The sequence below is a fragment of the Streptomyces arenae genome (assembly GCF_022343545.1).
In the GTDB taxonomy this organism is placed as follows: domain Bacteria; phylum Actinomycetota; class Actinomycetes; order Streptomycetales; family Streptomycetaceae; genus Streptomyces; species Streptomyces humi.
The window spans coordinates 124,937-143,313 of the sequence record NZ_JAKQYH010000002.1; the positions used below are offsets into that span (position 1 = coordinate 124,937).

The window sequence follows — 18,377 nt, forward strand, 5'->3', positions numbered from 1 at the left end:
CCCCAGGAGCGCCGGGAAGTTGGGGCCCGCCTCCCGTACCTGTTACTTGACGAGCGAAGGCGCGGGGGGCGGGATCCGGGGTTATGCCGAAAGGTGGGATAGGGGGCGCATTTCAACTCGCGGTGGCGTTGGCCATGGCGTGCAGTTCCTCGGAGCTGACCGCTGTCACACCGTGGAGGCTGACGACCGTGAAGCTGGCAAGCGTCCAGCGGCTGGCGGCCGCGGCGATGTCGACGTGAGCGAGTTCACCGGGCCGCGTCCCGACGTGAGGAAGCGGCGCCAGCGTCTCGGGGTCATAGATGACCCCGGCGACGCCGTACAACGTGGCCCTCTCCACAAGCGCGACTGCATGCCCGCGCCCCAGCGGCGGGCAGTGCTCCACCGCCTCGATGGCGCAGGGCGGATGCACTGGTGGAGCAGTCGTCGTCTCCACCTCGGCGATTGGTTTCGCGGCGCCGAGGAGGTACAGAGTGCGGCCGTCGGCTCGGGTGTCGGCCGGGCCGCTGCACACCTGGCACAGGCTGTGTTCCATCGCCCGCCGCTGCCGGTGGGGGTGGACCAGGCGGAAGTTTGGCTCGCCACAGCCTCGTGCGAGAGCAGACCGGATGGACAGTACCCCGTAGCGGCGATCGGCTCGGGGGTCTTCGCCCTCGAACCCGATGCCTTCGCCGGCTGGCGTGATGCGACGGACCACGCGCGGCTGAGGTACGGACTCGGCCGTCCATCGGGTGATGTACGGCACGGGCTTGCCACGCCAGTACATCCGTTCTGTGACCACACCGTGTTCGAGGGCGGCGTCCCTCGTTGTCCGGGCCGAGTCCATCGCGCCGTCAGGCGGTGGTGAAGCGACGCCGTTCGACATCGGTGACTTCGCCGCGGTGTCTGTCGATATCGGCTGTGGCTACCGTCGTGTAGTGCTGAACGACGTCGGTACCCAGCAGGACGTGTGCAAGGGTGCTGGTCTCGAAGGCGTCGGTTGCCGCGGCAAGGTCTTTCCGCAGGGGCAGGGACTTGCGGTCGCTGTAGGCGTCTCCGATGCATGGCTCGGTCGGTGTCCTCTTCTCGGTAATCCCGCGGATGATCGCGGCAAGCGTGGCCGCCACGTAGAGGTAGGGGTTGGTGTCAGCCCCGCCGAGCCGGACCTCAAGGTGGATGCCCTCTCCGTGCCCGACCACGCGAATGGCGCAGCCTCGATTGTCGAACCCCCAGCTCATCCGTTGAGGAGCGAACGCGTAGGCGGTTGCGTATCGGTGGTACGAGTTGGGGTATGGCGCGTACAGCGGTCCGAGCTGGGGCATCACCTCGATCAGCCCGCCGACACTGTGCTGGAGGACGTCGCTGGGCAGGCCCGCAGTGACGGCACCCAGGCTGTGCCGCATCGTCTCGGTGGGCATGTCCTGCTGGGCGCTTGCGCTGAAGGCTGGCTTGCCGTCACGCCACAGGGACAGGTGCAGGTGCAGTCCGCTGCCTACCCCGGTGGCGGGTGCGGCCATGAACGAGGCCGTCAAGCCCCGCCGTCGGGCCAGGTGCTTCACGATCTGCTTGTAGATGGTGTAGTTATCGCAGGCCTGCATCGCCTCCCCGTAGCGGCAGGTGGCCTCGATCTGGCCGGCCGCCCCCTCCGTCTTGATCGCCTCCAGAGGGATGTCGGAGTCGGTCAGCATGTCTTCCAGGTGGCGGAGGAAGTCGACCAGCTCGGGGGGATGGTCGAGCGCGTAGTCCATGTTGTGCGGGACGACCGGCTGACCATCTGCGTCGTAGAGCATGAATTCGCTCTCCAGGCCGATCCGAGCCTCGTAGCCGGCCTCGGTGAGCTTGGCCAGTTGGGTGCGCAGCATCTGGCGGGGCGCGACTGACAGGGGGGTCCCGTCGTGGTGGACGGCATCGCAGATGACCAGTGCCGTGTCCGGGCTGTAGGGGATGATCCGCAAGGTGTCCCAGTCCGGAACGAACTGCATATCGCTGTACCCGTCCGCCCAGCTCGTGAGAGCGGTCGGCATCGGGTCCATCTCGATGTTGGTGGCCAGGATGTACGCGCAGGCCTCCATCAGCGGTGCCCGGGACTGGGGGTTCTGCTCGATGCGGCGTACGAGCGGGAACGCAGCGAGCCGCTTGCCCTGGAGACGGCCCTGCAAGTCCGGGACGGCTGCCATCACCGTGCGGATGTCCCCTGTGGTCGCGCCCTTCGCCAGGGTCTCTGGGGTGATAAAGCCGGCCATCTCAACGGTGCGGGTGAAGTGCTGGCTGTTCATACCATGTCTCCCATGACGCGCTCGTGGGTGGCGGTGTTGCCCACCTGGGGGATCGTGTACGTCCGGCGCCCCTTGGTGACCCACAGCACCCACGCCGCCAGCAGCATCCCGACGAACACGACCACGGAGTAGTTGAACGAGTGGATGGTGACGGGGGAGACCTGCGGCAGGCAGAACAGGACGGTGACGAAGCCCACCCACAGCACAGCCGTCCAGCCGACCACCTTCGAGAACCGGCCGAGGTTCCATGGGCCCGCCTGGAAGCGCTTGCCCGCCCTGAGCCGTAGGAACACGGGGATCGCGTAGGCCGGGGTGATCCCGAGGACGTTGATGGCGGTGACCGCGGCGTAGGCGGTCGGCGAGTACAGCGACGGCAGCGCGATGAGGAAGGCCAGGCCGACGGACAGCCACACCGCGGCAACAGGCGCCTGACGAGAATTGACGCGCTGCCACACGTTGGCGAAGGGCACGGCGCCGTCCCGGGAGAACGCGAATACCATTCGGCTGGCCGCCGTGGTCTCTGCGCTGCCGCAGAACAGTTGCGCCCCGATCACGATGAGCAGGAGCAGCTTGGCCACACCGACACCGACGACGTCGATGAAGATCTGCGCCGGCGGAACGCCCGTGCTGGTAGCCAGGGTTCCGGCGTAGTTCTGGATCGCTGACGTCAGTCCGTACAGCAGGACGAAGCCACAGATCAGTGACAGGTAGATGGCTCGGACCATCCCCTGGGGGGCGGATATTTGAGCCTGGGCGGTCTCCTCCGACAGGTGCGCAGAGGCGTCGTATCCGCAGAACGTGTACTGCGGCATCAGCAGCCCGAGGGCGGCCACGTAGAGGCCGTTGTGCCATCCGGTGCCGTTGTTGAAGTGCGTGAACACGAACTGAGCGGACTGGTGCTGAGCGGGGGCGAGTAAGAGGAGGCCGGCGATGAGCGCGACACCGCCGATGTGCCACCACACCGAGACGCTGTTCAGCAGCGACATGACCTTGATGTCGAGCATGTTCAGCAGGGCGTGAGCCACCAGGATCACCACGAAGATGACCATGATCGACTTCGGTGTGGGGGTGAACCCGAATTGCAGGTTGGCGAATGCGCCGACGAACGTAGCGGCGCCGTAGTCGATGCCGGCGATCCCGCCGACCAGGCCGAGAAGGTTGAACCAGCCTGTGTACCAGGCCCAGGTACGCCCGCCCAGGCGATCGGCCATGTAGTACAGGCCGCCCGAGGTGGGGAACGCGGAGGTGACTTCGGCCAGTGCGATGCCGAGCAGCAGCACCATCAGGCCGACGCCGAGCCAGCCCCACATGATTACGGCCGGCCCGCCTGTGAGCAGCCCGAACCCGTACAGGGTCATGCAGCCCGACAGGATGCTGATCACGGTGAAGGAGATCGACATGTTGCCGAAGCCCGTCATCCTGCGGGCCAGGACGCTCTTGTAGCCGAGACTGGCGAGGACTTCTTTGTCGGGACGCAGCGGCTGCTGGCCAGCACGTAGGTGTCTTGACACCGGGTGATCCTTCTCTGATGGGTGGGTAAGTTCAGGAGAGAATGCTCTGCAGTACGCAGGGGGGCGGGGACCGGCAGTTCATCGGCGGCGACGGGTCTCCCTCATCGCGTTCCGGTGGGCGGCGGCAAAGCTGTCCTCCCACCACTTCGCCGACTGCGCTTGCTCCCACGGAGCGGGGGTTGCGAAGGGGCCGATCGCCTCGAACACAGCAGCTGCTCCGGGCAGCCCTGTGACCCCGAGGCCGTAGGCCAGGTAGTTCAGGTCCAGGAGCGAGGCGCTGCGGGGGTCTTTCAGGCGGGCGAACCACCCGTCTCTGGCCCGTGTGACGTGGTAGCGGCACAGCTCGGTCGACCAGTAGCTGATGGCCCCGCCTCTGCCCGACCTGAGCTGAAGCGCGTAGTCCTCGACGAATCCGTAGATCGGAAGTACGCGCAGCGGCGATCCCAGGGGCGCCCGGTCGGACACATAGCGGGCGAAGTTCAGCGCTCCGCTCCGACGGGCCGTGAAGGTCTGGAGCATGCGGTGGTAGGCCTCGCGGTTGCACGGGTCCAGTTGGTCGACGGCGTCCAGCAGAGGCCACGGGCCGGGGAGGAGCAGCTTCTCCGGCGGAGCGGCCCAGGCCGTTCGGGCAAGCGGGCGGTACGGGTCGAGGTCCAGCGTCGCGACCGCCAGCCGGCACACGCCAGGAATCGGGCACTGCGGCCACACGGCCTCGGCGCTGACGCACGCTTCGAGGGCTCTCGTGCAGACGCCGAGCAAAGAATGCCGGTCGACTCCGGCACGGCCGGCGGTAAGGGCCCGCTGGGTCAAGACCCGGGCCAGCATCATCAGCGCGTAGGCGTCGCCCGGTTCCTCCGCGCACCAGGCTTCGATGGCTCGACCTTTGGCGGCAGCCGACGCGAGGACCTGACTCTGGGAGGTCAATTGTCCCCAGGAGTCCGCTCTGGCGAGCACTTCCTTGGTGGAGCGCCATCGGTCGAGCTGGAGATCTCCGAGCGCGAGCCGTAGCGCCTCGTCCCACCCGGCAGGATGCGGTGACAGGACCATGCCACTACCGGTCATCGGAGTGCCTCCCGGACAGGCTCGGGAGGGCGGAGCTAGGAACAGAGGCTATGCGGAGCGGCTGTAAGGACATGGGGGGCCTTCGTGGATATAGGAATCGGCATGCAGCCGGCGTTGGGGCGCTAGCTGGTGGCGAGAGGGCCGAGCGCGCGGTCGCGGCGCCAGGCGATGAGGAAGGACCGTGCTACGCCTGGTTGACGGGGTGATCGGGCACGGGGAGGCGGCACCAGGTACAGGCGCCGGCACAGGACGTGCCCCAGGAACCGCCGCACTCGGCCGCGACGGCTTCGACCAGGAACAAGCCGCGCCCGGACTCTGCAACATCGTCAGCGGTTCTGAGCACCGCCTGTCCCGGCATGCCGTCGACCACGACGATGTGCAGGATCCCTGAGCGGACAACCATGATCGTCCGGACTTCGGCCGTCCCGCTGTGCAGAACCGCGTTGCCGACGAGTTCGGAGACGACCAGGGCAGCGGCGTCGACCAGGGCGGCCAGTCCATGGCGTTGGAGCGCGGCTTTCGCGATGCGGCGCATGACGCCCACCTGGGCCGCATCTGTGAGCGGCTCCAGCGGGCCGATGGAGAACTGCTCGTCCATCACGGGCTGGTAGGTGCTGAGCACCACAGCCGGCCTTTGTACGGCTGGCGTCGCCATCACGCCCTCTTGGCGGAGCGCGGGCGAAGCCGCACCTTGGGAGAACGTGGAGATGCATCGGAACGGGCTTCAGCAGGAGCGCGTCGACGGGTGCGCTCCTGGCCCGCAAGGTTGATCGTCATGGTCGGCTCCATGTCGAAATGGCCAGTGCCGACATGGTGGTCCCACAACTAGGCCCCAACTATCATCAGTTGATGATAGTTGGGGCCAGAGCCTGACGCAGGGTGACAGCTCGTCAGATGACCTGCCCGGTTGCCGAACTCAACCACGACCCGTACGACAAGAAGGTCTCAGGAAGTCGGCGGTGGGCCGCCTCCAGACCGGCGTACGTCTCGCGTACCGTCGGGTGGTACTTAGCCTGTTGCGGTGCCGCCTTACGAGCCTTGAGGAGGTTCTGGAACGAGTCCTCAAGGCGGTTGGTCCACATCTGCGCACGAGCGACCTCGGCGAAATGATGGCTGGTGCGGGACTTCGGCCAGTCCTGCGGGATGGACAAGCCTCGGGTGGCCTCGACCGCCTCGCCATACTGATCGAGTTCTGCGAGGACGGACACACGGTGCACCTGAACGTTCGTCGGACCGAACGTCAGATAGTGCACCTTGACCGCTTCCCCAGTCGCTGCTGCGATTCGCTCCGCTTCTTCAAGGTGAGACAGGGCCTCGTTCTGATCGTGTGCCCGACCTGCCATCACCGCGCCCCCGAGATGGAGCTGCCCCGTGACGACCTCGCGATCGCGAGATCCGTCCGCCTGCTGAAGAGTCGACAGTCCTCTGGCGACGAGACGCTGTCCGATCGCGTACTTGCCCTCGCGCAGGTACGTGAGCGCACGCAGATACTGGAACATACCGCCGAGTACAGCGTCGGAACCGCGCTGGGCCGCCCAGTCCATACGGGCGAGGGACAATTGGGCAAGGTCCGAGAACCCGAGTTTGGCGGCGACGTCGTAGGCCGTGCGATAGAACGACGCGAGCGTCAGCCACCCTTCCGTGCTGTTCAGCGCGTGAGCGGCAGTGGTGCCCTCTTCGATGAGTCCGGCGACATTGCTGGCTGCCTGCTTGATCTCGCCGGCACGGACGGCCACCAGGAGGGCCTCAGCGTCCTCGTTGAGCTCTTCGAGTCGACGCGGACGGATGTCGGGATCCGCCCCCAGGTCATAGATGTCCAGGGCCTCCCGAATTGGCCTTATCAGAACGTCGAGCTCGTCGGCCCGCAGTTCGTCTGCGTAGGGCTGCCCGACGACGGTGGAGACCTCGATTCGCAGGCCACGGGCGAAAGCTGCGACGACGTGCGGAGTGGCAGCGATGACACCCTGCTCCGTCTTCGTGTACGTGCTGTATGGGATTCCGGTCAGTTCCGAGACTGCCGTTTGGGTGAGGTGGCGCTCGCGGCGTAGCCGCCGCATGCGCACGCCGGTGTGGTCTTCGGGCAGAGCGTGCATACTGGCTCCTGTTCTGCTTCGACACCAGAACGGTACCCCGCGATCGGCTACGTGGGGACGGACGATCCCCGCTTCCAGGTGGAGCGGGGGTTTCCGTTTCTGGCCCGCCACTTGAGCGTCTTCGTAGCAGGGTTGTGCACAGAAACCTTGGCGAACGCAACGAACTAGGCGTCCCGGGCCAGCCGGATCACAGCTGACTGGGCGAAGCTGAGTTTGAGGGATCAAGTCCCTCGAACGCGGTGCTCCGAGCTCCTCCGAGTCCGGCCTGTCTATGAACCCGCCGATCGGCGCCAGGTCCATAGGGGGCTCCTGCCTGACCTGGTGTGGCCGGTCGTAGACCGTGTCGGCAGTCCGAGCAGGTAGGGCATGGTGAGCGCGGCCGCCCGGGTCGACCTCCCCGCCGGCCTGCCGTCGCTCCTTGCGTCAAGTGCCTAGCTTGCCCTGCACCTTCGAGGAATCGAGGCGTATTCCCGCGGGCTGCCAGTTCCAGATGCGATCATGTGCTGGCGGACGGTGTCGGGACGAACTCCCCCGCGCGGCCGCCCCGAATGAGGTGCAGTCCGTACGCGGAGTAGGTGGTAGTCGTGCACGGGTGCGCGACACCCGCTGCGGCTTCTGCTCGGCGCACCAACGCCTGAAAGGTGCGCACGGTGGAGTCCCTGTTCACCCGGGTGTTCTCGCGACATCGCCCTGTTCGGGACTACCGATCGGCGCCGCTGGCTCCGTCCCGTCACTGACTCTCGACCCCAGACGATCACCGCCCTGCCCAAACCTCGGCTGACCAGCAACGACGCCCTGTCCTGATGAGTCACCCTCCGGTCGGAGCAGTGGAATCCGGCACCGCCCGACGCAGCAGCTGGGCCACAGGCATGTTCATCGCCAGCTCGAACACCCGGAATGCGCCGCCATCAGAACCGACGGATCGTCATGAAATTGCCGGATACATGGGCGTCGGTCGCCTTTGGCAACGCCGCGAAGGAGGTACGGGGACGCCTACTTGCCGCGCGAGTCCACAAGGACCGCTGTCATGGGCCGACTCTCATCCCGTGGCCTCGCCTCCGTAGGCCAGCGGTCCACCCTCACGCGCTCCAGGAGCGGCGCACGGCGACGACGCTACATATTTTCATCTACAGTTGTTTACGACGAAATGCCGCAAATCGCCGATATCGCACACACTAGATCTGTCACATCCGGAGCGGTTGAGCTAGCGTCGGCTTCGCACATAAACACTTGTAGACGGAAGACTCTGGCCCGCTCCCACCAGGAGATTGACACCAGGTCAACCCGCCGCGAGTGAGGAGACGTGGCCAGAGGAGGCTGGATCTTGCCGGATGCCATGTTCAGAAAGCCTTCCACTTCGAGTCAAACCGAAAATGCAAACACGGACGCCTCGATAAGCAAATCAAAACAGGCACCCGAAAGCACCACAACGGATTCCACCGATCGCTATATGATGCCCCGCGAGGTAGAAGAGCGTCTTGGCATTTCACCTTCAACACGGCGCCGCTGGACCAACCGCGGCCTTCTGCACGCCTACCCTCTTGGCCCGTACTATCGACCAGGACCGGGAGACAACCCTGAAGGTAACAGGAATGGCAGCCGTGTACGCTACAGCGAGCATGAGGTCAACGACCTTTTCGAGCGCATCAAAAACGGCGCGCTTGCCGAGCCACCTAAGCTCCAGGATCCCTAGGCACCAAGGACTCTGGAAAAACCGGAACACACCAACGAAAGGGGAACAGTGGCCGAGTCTGATGCCCCATTTGATCGATGGCATAAAAGGCATCCGAAACCTGCTGACATACCGTGCAAATGCGGCACAAAGAAGAACCCCCTCCACCCTTCAGCCGACCATGGGCGGGGGCAGCAATGGCAGGCTCGTTACACGGACCCGAACGGCAAGGTTCGCCGTCCAGCGTTCGAGACGTGGGAGGCAGCACGTGACCATCTAGACGAGGTCCGACTCCAGATCCGAAACGGCAGTTGGGTCGATCCAGACCTAGGTAACGAAACAGTCGAGTTCTACGCCAAAGAATTCCTTGAGCGCAGAAGGAAGAAGAACAAGAACAAGAACACGACTGATACGTACGACACGCACATCCGGGTCCACATTATTCCGTTCCTCGGGAAGTACATCGCCCGGACGCTGCGCCGCAAGGACAGCATGGCCCTCGTAGATTACCTGATCGACCAACCTACCGTTGGCGGCGTCTACGGTGTTCAGATCTTCAAAACCTGGCGCATCCTCGTCAACTACATGATCGACGAGGACGTTCCTCTGCCGGCGAACGTCGTGTCACGGATCGAGCTGCCGGAAGTGGAGGGACGTGTCAAAGTCTCCCTCAGCGCAGAGCAGGTTACCCGCCTCGCTGCCGCGATGCGGGAAGTCGAGCCACGTTTCGAGGTCTTCGTGTGGATCGCCGCATGCGCAGGTCTCCGTGAAGGAGAAGCCATCGGCCTCAGGAAGACATCCGTCGACTGGTCTGAGGGCCTCCTGTACATCGAGGAACAGCGGCAGGGAGGCAAGTCGGCGAAGCTCAAGACCAAGGCCAGCGCGGCAACTTTGCCTGTTGACGCCTTCCTCATCGACAAGCTGAGGAAGCACATCGAACGCTTTCCCCAATTCGCGCCGGTGAGTCACCGCGCGGAAGGTGACCGCCGACGCCGCGGCTGGGTTTCGCCTCCAGACGAGGGGTTGATCGTCACCAATCGATACGGCCGGCCAGTTTCGGGCCGAGACTTCAACGAGAAGTGGCGTGCCGCCGTCAGGCTGGCCGGCCTGCCGCCAGAGACCCGGTTCCATGACCTCAAGCACTTCTACACATCTCAGCTTGGCGCGTCCGGTCAGCACGACCCGAAGACGGTTCAGGCTCTCAGCAGACATGCACGGTTCGCCGAGACATGGGAGACCTATGCCCACCCACCGCGGGCCGTGGAGGGTGTGGCCGTCACGACCTTCAGCGGCTTGTTCACCCCGTTGGACCCGTCCGGGGAACAAGCCGCCTGATGGCGAGTCCGAGAAGGGGACTTGACCCAGTGCGCCCCTAATGTGAAAGACTCGACGACGAAGCGAGGCTAACCATCGCGGCAAGAGAGCTCATCGACCCGTGGAACGGTCGAAGTGCTCGATTCGACCCCGATTCGACCCCGCGCGTGCAGGACCAGGAAGTGCACCTCTCCCGGTCTCGACGGGAGCGGTGAAGCGAACTGAATACCACGTGGCAGGCAGCAAGCGGCTGACCAGGGAGTTTCCGTCCGACGGAAGTCCTATTGCCGGGGTGGAGGCGCCATCGTCATGGTGTTCTCGACACGACGTCGAGGATGACGGGATCCCTCTCATGCCGCACATCACCGCTTTCGCCAGGAACCAGTGGTACGTCGCCGCCTACAGTCACGAGGTCGGCCGGGAGTTGTTCGGGCGGACGGTCCTGGGGGAACCGCTGGTGTTCTACCGGGCCGAGGAGGACGGTGCGCCGGTCGCCCTCAGCGACCGCTGCGTGCACCGGCGTTACCCGCTGTCGGAGAGCGGGCTCGACGGGGACCGGATCGTGTGCGGGTACCACGGGTTCACCTACGACCGGACCGGGGCGTGTGTGTACGTGCCGGGGCAGAAACGCGTCCCGCGCACCGCCCGGGTCGCCTCCTACCCGGTGGTCGAGCAGGACTCGCTGGTGTGGGTGTGGATCGGTGACCCGGCGCTCGCCGACCCGCGGTCGATACCGCGGGCGCGTCACCTCGACTCCCCCGGCTGGACGACCGTCCGCGGCATGGAGCCCATCGACGCCGACCACGGCCTGCTCGTCGACAACCTTCTCGACCTCTCCCATGAGACGTATCTGCACGGCGGGTACATCGGCACCCCGGAAGTCGCCGAGACGCCCATCACGACCGAGGTGGACGAGGGCGCGGGGATCGTGCGGGTCAGCCGGCGCATGGACGACGCCGAGTGCCCGCCGTTCTACGCCCGTTCCACCGGGATCGAGGGCCGGATCACGCGCTGGCAGGACATCGAGTACCACGCGCCGTGCCTGTATCTGCTGCACAGCCGGATCGCCCCGGTCGGCGTGGTGCCGGAGGCCGACGGCAGTGATCCGCACGGCTTCCACACCGAGATCACCTACGCGATCACCCCGTCCTCGGACGGCAAGGTGTACGACTTCTGGATGGTCTCCCGGGACTGGGCGACCGAGGACGCCGAGGTCACCGAGTTCCTGCGGAGCAACAACCACACGGTGGTCATGCAGGACGTCGACGCCCTCAACCTGCTCCAGCGGACGCTGGGTTCGGAGCGGGCGGGATACCAGGAGCTGAGCATCAACATCGACACCGGTGGCCTGGCGGCCCGCCGGATCCTCGCCCGGCTGGTCGAGGAGGGCGACAAGCCCGTGGAGAAGGTCCTGTGAGCACCCCGACCGGCGAGGTCTACCGCATCGACTGGCTGCCGGGCACCGACGTGCTGCACGGCACCTGCCACTGCGGCGCCGAGCACACCGCCCAGGACCCGGTAGAGATGTGGGAGTGGATGCTCGGCCATCCCGAAGGACACCAGCCCCCGGAGCGCACCGCATGAGCCTGTACGAAGCCGAACTGGTCGTCGGCGAGCGGGAGTCGGCGGCCGACGGGGTGGTCGCCCTCACCCTTCGGCATCCCCTCGGCGAGGAGCTGCCCGGCTGGGAGCCGGGAGCCCATCTCGACGTGCTGCTCGGACCGGGGCTGGAGCGGCAGTTCTCGCTCTGCGGGGATCCCGGCGACCGGACCGGCTGGCGGATCGCGGTGCTCCGGGAGCCGGACGGCCGAGGCGGATCGGCTTTCGTCCACGAACAGTTGGGGGTGGGCGACAAGGTGCGGGTGCGCGGGCCGCGCAACCACTTCCGGCTGGAGCCGGCCGCCCGCTACCGGTTCGTCGCGGGCGGCATCGGCATCACCCCGATCCTGCCGATGCTGGCCGCCGCGGAGGCCGCCGGCGCCGAGTGGACGCTGCTGTACGGCGGCCGGACCCGGCAGTCGATGGCGTTCGCGGGTGAGTTGGCCCGGTACGGCGACGCCCGGGTCACCGTCGCCCCGCAGGACGAGACGGGGCTCCTGGACCTCGGCGCGGTGCTGGACGACGTCCCGGACGGCACCCTCGTGTACTGCTGCGGTCCGGGACCGTTGCTGGACGCGGTCGAGGAGCGCTGCCCGGCCGGGGTGCTGCGGGTCGAGCGGTTCCGGCCGAAGGAGCAAAGCGGGCACGAAGCGGGCGGGGAACGGGAGTTCGAGGTCGTCCTCGCGCAGAGCGGTCGTACGGTCACCGTCCCGCCGGGGGTGTCGGTGCTCGACACCGTCCGGGCCGCCGGCGTCGAGGTGCTCTTCTCCTGCACCGAGGGCACCTGCGGCACGTGTGAGACCGACGTCCTGGAGGGCACCCCCGACCACCGGGACTCGGTGCTCACCGAGCAGGAGCGGGCGGCCGGGGAGACCATGCTCATCTGCGTCTCGAGGTGCCGGGGGGAACGTCTGGTGCTCGATCTGTGATCCGCAGGTCCGCCTCGATCCGCGCCGCCGCCGCGAGCAGGTGCGGCAGCAGCTCGCGGCGGGCCTGTCCGGCGGAGGTCCGGCCGGAGTGCGCCGCCAGGTTCACCCCGGCCACCGCCCGGCCGCTCCGGTCCCGGGCGCCGGCAGACGCGCCCCCACCGCGATCGTCGCCGCCATCACCCGTGGGGCCGGCCGCAGGCGTCCCGGTTCGTCACGGGAACACGGTGAGAGTGCGGTTCGGTAACTGTCAACAATTTTGTCAGCCGAAACCATTGACCGGGTCGTACGGCCGGTTCTACTTTCCCGCTGAGCACCAACCGAGCACCATGGTGCGCACAGCGCACACCCTGTCGGAACACCGTTGTCTGCACAGGAGGAGCCATGCGTCGTCTGCTCGCCGGTCTAGCCGCCGGCACCTTCCTGCTCGCCACGGCGGCCTGCGGCTCCTCCGGGGGCTCGTCGTCCACCTCGTCCTCGTCCGGCGGCACCACCACCGTCAAGGTGGGGATCATCCCCATCGTCGACGTGGCCCCCCTCTATCTCGGCCAGAAGGAGGGCTTCTTCAGCAAGCGCGGACTCAAGCTGTCGACCACCCTCGCACAGGGCGGTGCCGCCATCGTGCCCGGAGTGACGAGCGGTCAGTTCCAGTTCGGCTTCAGCAACATGACGTCGCTGATGATCGCCCAGTCCAACGGTGTGCCGGTGCAGGCCATCGCCAACGGCGTGGCCTCGACCGGCGTGGCCGGCAAGGACTTCGGCGGGCTCGTCGTGAAGAAGGGCAGCAGCATCACGTCGGTGCGGCAGCTGGAGGGCAAGAAGGTCGCCGTCAACACGCTGAAGAACATCAACGAGACCGCGGTGCGCGAGTCGGTGCGCAAGGCGGGCGGCGACCCGGACAAGGTGAACTTCGTCGAGCTCGCCTTCGACCAGATGCCGGCCGCGCTCGACAAGGGCCAGATCGACGCGGCGATGGCCGTCGAGCCGGCCCTCGCGACCATGAGGCTCCAGGGCGCCGGCGAGATCGCCTCGCCGCTGGTCGACGTGGCGCAGAACCTCACCGTCGCCATGTACTTCACGTCGACGTCGTACGCGCGGAAGAACCCGGCCGTCGTGAAGAAGTTCCAGGAGGCCGTCGCCGAGTCGCTGTCCTACGCGGACGCGCACCCGGACGAGGTCCGGCAGATCGTCACGACGTACACGAAGACCCCGGCGGACGTGCTGGCCAAGGTGACCCTGCCCAAGTGGCCCGCCGAGGCGAACCGTTCGTCGATCGAGACGCTGGAGAAGCTGAGCGAGCAGGACGGCCTCTTCAAGACGGCGCCCGACCTGGACAAGCTGCTGCCGTGACCGAACCGGCGACCGAACCCGCGACCGAACTCGCGAAGGGCCATGTGAAGGGCCCCGCGAAGGGCTCCGCGAAGGGCCCCGCGAACGGCCACGTCAGGAACACCGCACTCGGTGCGGCCGGACTCGCGGTCTTCCTCGCCCTCGGCGAGGCGGTGCCGCGGCTCGGTCTGGTCAAGGCGGACTACTTCCCTCCGACCAGCCGGATCGCCCGCGCCCTCGGCACCGAACTCTCCGACGGCGCCTTCTGGACGGCGCTCGGCGACACCCTGACCGGATGGGCGGTGGGCCTCGCCGTCGCGGTCGGCGCCGGCATCGTGGCCGGGGTGGTCATCTCGGTCGTCCCGCACCTGCGCGAGGCCACCGCCTCCACGATCGAGTTCCTCCGCCCGATCCCCTCGGTCGCCCTGATCCCGCTGGCGATCCTGCTCTACGGCAGCGAACTCCGCTCGGTCCTCCTGCTCGTCGTCTACGCGTCCTTCTGGCAGGTGCTGATCCAGGTGATGTACGGCGTCCAGGACGTCGACCCGGTCGCCGAGGAGACGGCGCGGTCGTACGGTCTCGGCACCTGGGCCCGGGTCCGGCACGTGCTGTGGCCGACCGCCCTGCCGTACGTGATGACCGGCGTACGGCTGGCCGCCGCCGTCGCCCTGATCCTCACCATCACGGCCGAACTGGTCATCGGCGCACCGGGGTTGGGCCAGCTGATCGCGGTCGCGCAGACCTCGCAGGCGGTGCCGGAGATGTACGCCCTGATCGTGGTGACCGGGCTGCTCGGACTGGTCGTCAACGTGGGTGCCCGGTCGGTGGAGCGGCGGGCGCTGGCCTGGCACCAGTCGGTGCGCGGGGAGGTGACGGTATGAGGCGGCTGCTGCTCAGAGCGGCGTACGCGCTGGCCCTGCCCGCCGTCCTGGTCGCGCTGTGGTGGCTGGCCTCCGCCGGCAGCACGAACGTCTACTGGCCGCCGCTGCGCACGATCCTGAGGACCTTCCCGGACGTCTGGACCGGTCAGCGGCTCCGCGACGACCTGCTGCGCAGTGTGCTGCGGCTGCTCGCCGGATACGCGGTGGCGGCCGTGGCGGGGGTGGCCCTGGGCACGGTCGTCGGCTCCTACCGGTGGGTGCGGGCGGTGTGCGAACCGGTTCTCGAGTTCCTGCGGGCGGTGCCGCCGCCGGTGCTCGTCCCGGTCATCATGCTGTTCGCGGGCATCGGCGACGGCATGAAGATCGTGGTGATCGCCGGCGGCTGCGTGTGGCCGGTCCTGCTCAACACGGTCGAGGGCGTCCGGGCGGTCGACCCGGTGCTGGCGGAGACGGCCCGTTCCTACGGCGTCACCGGCGTGGCCCGGCTGCGTACGCTGGTGCTGCGTTCGGCGAGTCCGCAGATCTTCGCGGGCCTGCGGCAGGCGCTGTCGATCGGGATCATCCTGATGGTCATCAGCGAGATGTTCGCGGCCAGCAACGGGCTCGGTTTCACCATCGTGCAGTTCCAGCGCGGGTTCGCGATCCCCGACATGTGGACCGGGATCCTGCTGCTCGGCCTGCTCGGCTTCGCGCTGTCGGTGGTCTTCCGGGTGGTCGAGCGACGCGTGCTCGGCTGGTACCACGGGCTGCGCGCGGCCGCCCGGCGGTCCTGAGACGAACCTCGGGAAGGGGAGGGGCATGCTCGACGTACGCGGCCTGAGAAAGGTCTACGAGGGGTCCGGGCGCCGGGTGGAGGCGGTGCGGGACCTCACCTTCACCGTGGCGGCGGGTGAACTGGTGTGTCTGGTCGGCCCGTCGGGCTGTGGCAAGACCACCCTGCTGAAGTGCATGGGCGGACTGCTCGCCCCGTCCGGGGGCGAAGTCCTGCTGGAGGGACGGAAGGTCACCGGCCCGCCGCCCGGGATGGCGTTCGTCTTCCAGGAGTACGGCCGCAGTCTGTTCCCCTGGATGCGGGTCGCGCAGAACGTGGAACTCCCGCTCAAGCAGAAGCGCTTGCCGCGTGAGCGCCGGAGGGAGCTGGTGGCGGACGCGTTGCGTTCGGTCGGCCTCGCGGATGCCGCCGACGCCTATCCGTGGCAGCTCTCCGGGGGGATGCAGCAGCGGGTGGCGATCGCCCGTGCCCTCGCGTACGAACCCCGGGTCCTGCTGATGGACGAGCCGTTCGCCGCCGTCGACGCCCAGACCCGGGCCGATCTGGAGGATCTGGTCCGGGGCCTGTGGCGGGAGCGCGGGATCACGATCCTGTTCGTCACCCACGACATCGACGAGGCGGTCTACCTGGGGCAGCGGGTGATCGTCCTGTCCGCCTCCCCGACCGTCGTGCGGGAGCAGCTGAAGGTGGACCTGCCGCGGGAGCGGGACCAGTTGCACACGCGGGTCGCCCCGCGCTTCGCCGAACTGCGGACCCGTGTCTACGAGCAGATCCAGGCGGCGAAGCGCGGCGCATCCCGGGGGGAGGGCCCGGTCACGACGTCAGATACGCCTCCACCTCACTGAACTGGGCGGCCGGCCAGCCGTTGTTCGCGGTGACGGTGAGCCGCAGGTAGCGCAGGTTCGTCGAGGCGGGCAGCGGCACGGTGACGGTGTTGCCGGTGGCCGGGTCGAAGCGGTAGCCCGTGGAGCCCACCACGGTCGAGTAGGCGGAGCCGTCGGTGCTGCCCAGCACGGTGACGGTCTGGGTCCGTGCGCCCCAGGCCGAGGACGGGGGCAGCTTCAGCACCAGCCGCCGGGCCGCGTAGGAGGAGCCGAGGTCGACGGTCAGCGACTGCGGGAAGGCGTTGTTGGTGGACTCCCAGTAGCTGTTCGCGTCGCCGTCGACCGCCTTGCCGGGCGTGTAGACGTCCTGGGAGCCGGTGGCGGTCGCCGGGCGGCCCTTGGCGAGGTTGCGGTTCGGGTCCGGGTCGGGGTTGCCCTGCCCCGGTGCCGGCCAGCTGGAGCAGTCCGACCAGGTGCTGGACCAGCCGGAGTTGCCGCCGCCGTCGGTGAGCGCGAAGGCGCCGGAGTTGGCCGGGTAAGGGCAGTTGTAGATGCCGGCCGCGCCGACGCCGGTCGCGGTGACGTTGCGGAAGGCGGCGGCGCCCGGTGCCTCGGCCTGGACCACGACCGTGCCGGTGTTCTGCACGGTCGCGCCGGTCACGTTGACGTTCCGGACGGCGTACCCCTGTCCGCCGCCGGAGACGAACTCGAAGGCGCTGTAGGGGCTGTTGGAGATCGTTGTGTTGGTGATGTTCACGGTCGCGTTGATGGCGCTGTCGTAGGAGTCGACGCGCAGCGCGCCCATCGGGTGGTTCCAGTTGGGGTTCATCGCGCCGGTGCGTACCAGTGTGTTGCCGTCGACCGTGATGGTGCCGGAGAGCGGGGAGAACGGGTCGAGGAACTTCTGGTTGGAGATGGCGATGCCGCTGCCGAGGGCGTTGGTGTCGGAGACCAGGTTGTTCTTCACGGAGAGGTCCGTGCCGCCGTAGATCGCGATGCCGTTGGCCAGGTTCGGCTGGGAGATCGTGTTGTTCGCGAAGGTCGAATTGGTGTCGGGCGAGTTCAGCGACCACATGGCGAGCGAGTCGTCGCCCTGGTTGCGCAGGAAGTTGTTGCGGACCTGGACGCCGTGGGCGTTGCCGTTGAGGTTGAGGCCGTCGGCGGTGGTGTCGAGGACGCGGTTGTTCTCGACGACCAGGTTGTCGTTGTTGCCCGTCAGCCAGAACCCGCACTTGAGGTGCTGGATCCACATGCCGGAGACCGAACTGTTCGGTCCGAGCGAGCCGTTGACGAAGTTGTCGGGGTTGGAGTCGACGCGTTCGGTGACCTCGCCGATGACCGCGAAGTTGTTGATGTGGACGTTTCCCGAGGAGCTGGACTGGTCGATGAACCGGGAGGTGTGCACGACCGAGTACCAGCTGCCCGCGCCCAGCAGGGTCACGTTCTGCACTCCGCTGAGGGAGGACGTCAGCTTGTAGTCGCCCGGCGGGATCCACACCGTTCCGCCCTGGGCGGCCGAGATGGCGTCCCGGAAGGCCTGGGTGGAGTCGCCGTTGCCGCTCGGGTCGGCGCCCCTGGAGGTGACGGAGACCGACCCGGCGGGCTGCGAGGCGGCCGCGGCGACCTGCTCGAAGTCGGCCACGTCGACGGTGACCTGGGGGCCGGTGGACTCGAGGGCGACCTTGTCGCCCGCCTGGACGTTCTGGCCCAGCAGCAGCCGGGCGTCGTCGAAGAAGTGGTGCTGCTTGGCGCCGGCGATCCAACCGGTGTCGACGTAGGAGTACTTCGACGTGACGGCCAGGGTCTTCGCCAGTCTGACCCCGTTGACGTACACGTTCAGCGTGCCGGTCTGGCCGTCGGGGACGCTGTAGGAGAGGTTCACGGCGTTGGCCGCCCGGGGTGCGGTGAACTCGACCCGCTGCCCGGAGGTCAGCCGCACGGCCTGGCGGCCGGAGGCCTCGGAGGCGAGGGTGCCCTGGGTGTAGTCCGGACCGGTCCTCGTGCCGGTGGTGGTCGCCGCCTCCGCCTCCACCGAGGTGAAGGGGAGGCTCGCGCCCGCGGCCGCGTGGGCGGCGGGCGCGACGGCGACGAGCATGCCGGCGGCGAGCGCTACGGCCGCCACCGCGGCTGGCATGCTCCTGA

General features: G+C 67.6%; 16 protein-coding genes. 9 read left to right on the forward strand and 7 right to left on the reverse strand.

The window, feature by feature from the left end:
- Nucleotides 1–112 precede the first annotated feature (112 nt).
- The 6 genes from MB828_RS00630 to MB828_RS00655 all read right to left on the reverse strand — a co-directional run bounded on the left by MB828_RS00630 (nucleotide 113) and on the right by MB828_RS00655 (nucleotide 6,918).
- Complete coding sequence (locus tag MB828_RS00630) at nucleotides 113–862, reverse strand: hypothetical protein (protein WP_301646451.1); 750 nt, start codon at nucleotides 860–862, stop codon at nucleotides 113–115.
- Nucleotides 831–2,252: a glutamine synthetase family protein gene (locus MB828_RS00635; protein WP_301646452.1), complete on the reverse strand. Its 1,422-nt coding sequence runs from the start codon at nucleotides 2,250–2,252 to the stop codon at nucleotides 831–833. Before MB828_RS00635 ends, MB828_RS00630 begins: the two co-directional genes overlap by 32 nt.
- Complete coding sequence (locus MB828_RS00640) at nucleotides 2,249–3,763, reverse strand: amino acid permease (protein ID WP_301646453.1); 1,515 nt, start codon at nucleotides 3,761–3,763, stop codon at nucleotides 2,249–2,251. Before MB828_RS00640 ends, MB828_RS00635 begins: the two co-directional genes overlap by 4 nt.
- 78 nt (nucleotides 3,764–3,841) lie before the next feature.
- Entirely contained in the window at nucleotides 3,842–4,825 is a 984-nt protein-coding gene (locus MB828_RS00645) for a hypothetical protein (protein WP_301646454.1), read from the reverse strand.
- Between the two features lie 184 nt (nucleotides 4,826–5,009).
- On the reverse strand, nucleotides 5,010–5,423 hold the full coding sequence (locus MB828_RS00650) for an ATP-binding protein (RefSeq protein WP_301646455.1): 414 nt from the start codon (nucleotides 5,421–5,423) through the stop codon (nucleotides 5,010–5,012).
- A 292-nt stretch (nucleotides 5,424–5,715) separates the two neighbouring features.
- A complete protein-coding gene (locus MB828_RS00655) occupies nucleotides 5,716–6,918 on the reverse strand; it encodes a helix-turn-helix domain-containing protein (protein WP_301646456.1) in 1,203 nt (400 codons plus the stop codon).
- 1,324 nt (nucleotides 6,919–8,242) lie between these two features.
- Between MB828_RS00655 and MB828_RS00660 the strand changes: the two genes are divergently transcribed.
- The 9 genes from MB828_RS00660 (at nucleotide 8,243) to MB828_RS00700 (ending at nucleotide 16,256) form a co-directional block, all read left to right on the forward strand.
- Nucleotides 8,243–8,611, forward strand: a complete 369-nt coding sequence (locus tag MB828_RS00660; RefSeq protein ID WP_301646457.1) for a helix-turn-helix domain-containing protein — start codon at nucleotides 8,243–8,245, stop codon at nucleotides 8,609–8,611.
- A 48-nt stretch (nucleotides 8,612–8,659) separates the two neighbouring features.
- Complete coding sequence (locus MB828_RS00665) at nucleotides 8,660–9,925, forward strand: site-specific integrase (RefSeq protein WP_301646458.1); 1,266 nt, start codon at nucleotides 8,660–8,662, stop codon at nucleotides 9,923–9,925.
- A 331-nt stretch (nucleotides 9,926–10,256) separates the two neighbouring features.
- A complete protein-coding gene (locus MB828_RS00670) occupies nucleotides 10,257–11,321 on the forward strand; it encodes an aromatic ring-hydroxylating dioxygenase subunit alpha (RefSeq protein WP_301646459.1) in 1,065 nt (354 codons plus the stop codon).
- Complete coding sequence (locus MB828_RS00675) at nucleotides 11,318–11,488, forward strand: hypothetical protein (protein WP_165939260.1); 171 nt, start codon at nucleotides 11,318–11,320, stop codon at nucleotides 11,486–11,488. Before MB828_RS00670 ends, MB828_RS00675 begins: the two co-directional genes overlap by 4 nt.
- The gene (locus MB828_RS00680) at nucleotides 11,485–12,432 is read left to right on the forward strand and encodes a PDR/VanB family oxidoreductase (RefSeq protein WP_301646460.1); all 948 of its coding nucleotides are present in this window, start codon (nucleotides 11,485–11,487) and stop codon (nucleotides 12,430–12,432) included. Before MB828_RS00675 ends, MB828_RS00680 begins: the two co-directional genes overlap by 4 nt.
- A gap of 381 nt (nucleotides 12,433–12,813) precedes the next feature.
- Entirely contained in the window at nucleotides 12,814–13,779 is a 966-nt protein-coding gene (locus tag MB828_RS00685) for an ABC transporter substrate-binding protein (RefSeq protein WP_301646461.1), read from the forward strand.
- A gap of 152 nt (nucleotides 13,780–13,931) precedes the next feature.
- The gene (locus tag MB828_RS00690; RefSeq protein WP_301646679.1) at nucleotides 13,932–14,639 is read left to right on the forward strand and encodes an ABC transporter permease; all 708 of its coding nucleotides are present in this window, start codon (nucleotides 13,932–13,934) and stop codon (nucleotides 14,637–14,639) included.
- A complete protein-coding gene (locus tag MB828_RS00695) occupies nucleotides 14,636–15,412 on the forward strand; it encodes an ABC transporter permease (RefSeq protein ID WP_301646462.1) in 777 nt (258 codons plus the stop codon). The genes MB828_RS00690 and MB828_RS00695 overlap by 4 nt, the downstream gene beginning before the upstream one ends.
- 25 nt (nucleotides 15,413–15,437) lie before the next feature.
- Nucleotides 15,438–16,256 (forward strand): ABC transporter ATP-binding protein, encoded by an 819-nt coding sequence (locus tag MB828_RS00700; RefSeq protein ID WP_301646463.1) that lies wholly within the window; start codon nucleotides 15,438–15,440, stop codon nucleotides 16,254–16,256.
- Here the strand turns inward: MB828_RS00700 and MB828_RS00705 are convergent.
- Nucleotides 16,225–18,369: a discoidin domain-containing protein gene (locus MB828_RS00705; RefSeq protein WP_301646464.1), complete on the reverse strand. Its 2,145-nt coding sequence runs from the start codon at nucleotides 18,367–18,369 to the stop codon at nucleotides 16,225–16,227. The genes MB828_RS00700 and MB828_RS00705 overlap by 32 nt on opposite strands.
- Nucleotides 18,370–18,377 lie beyond the last annotated feature (8 nt).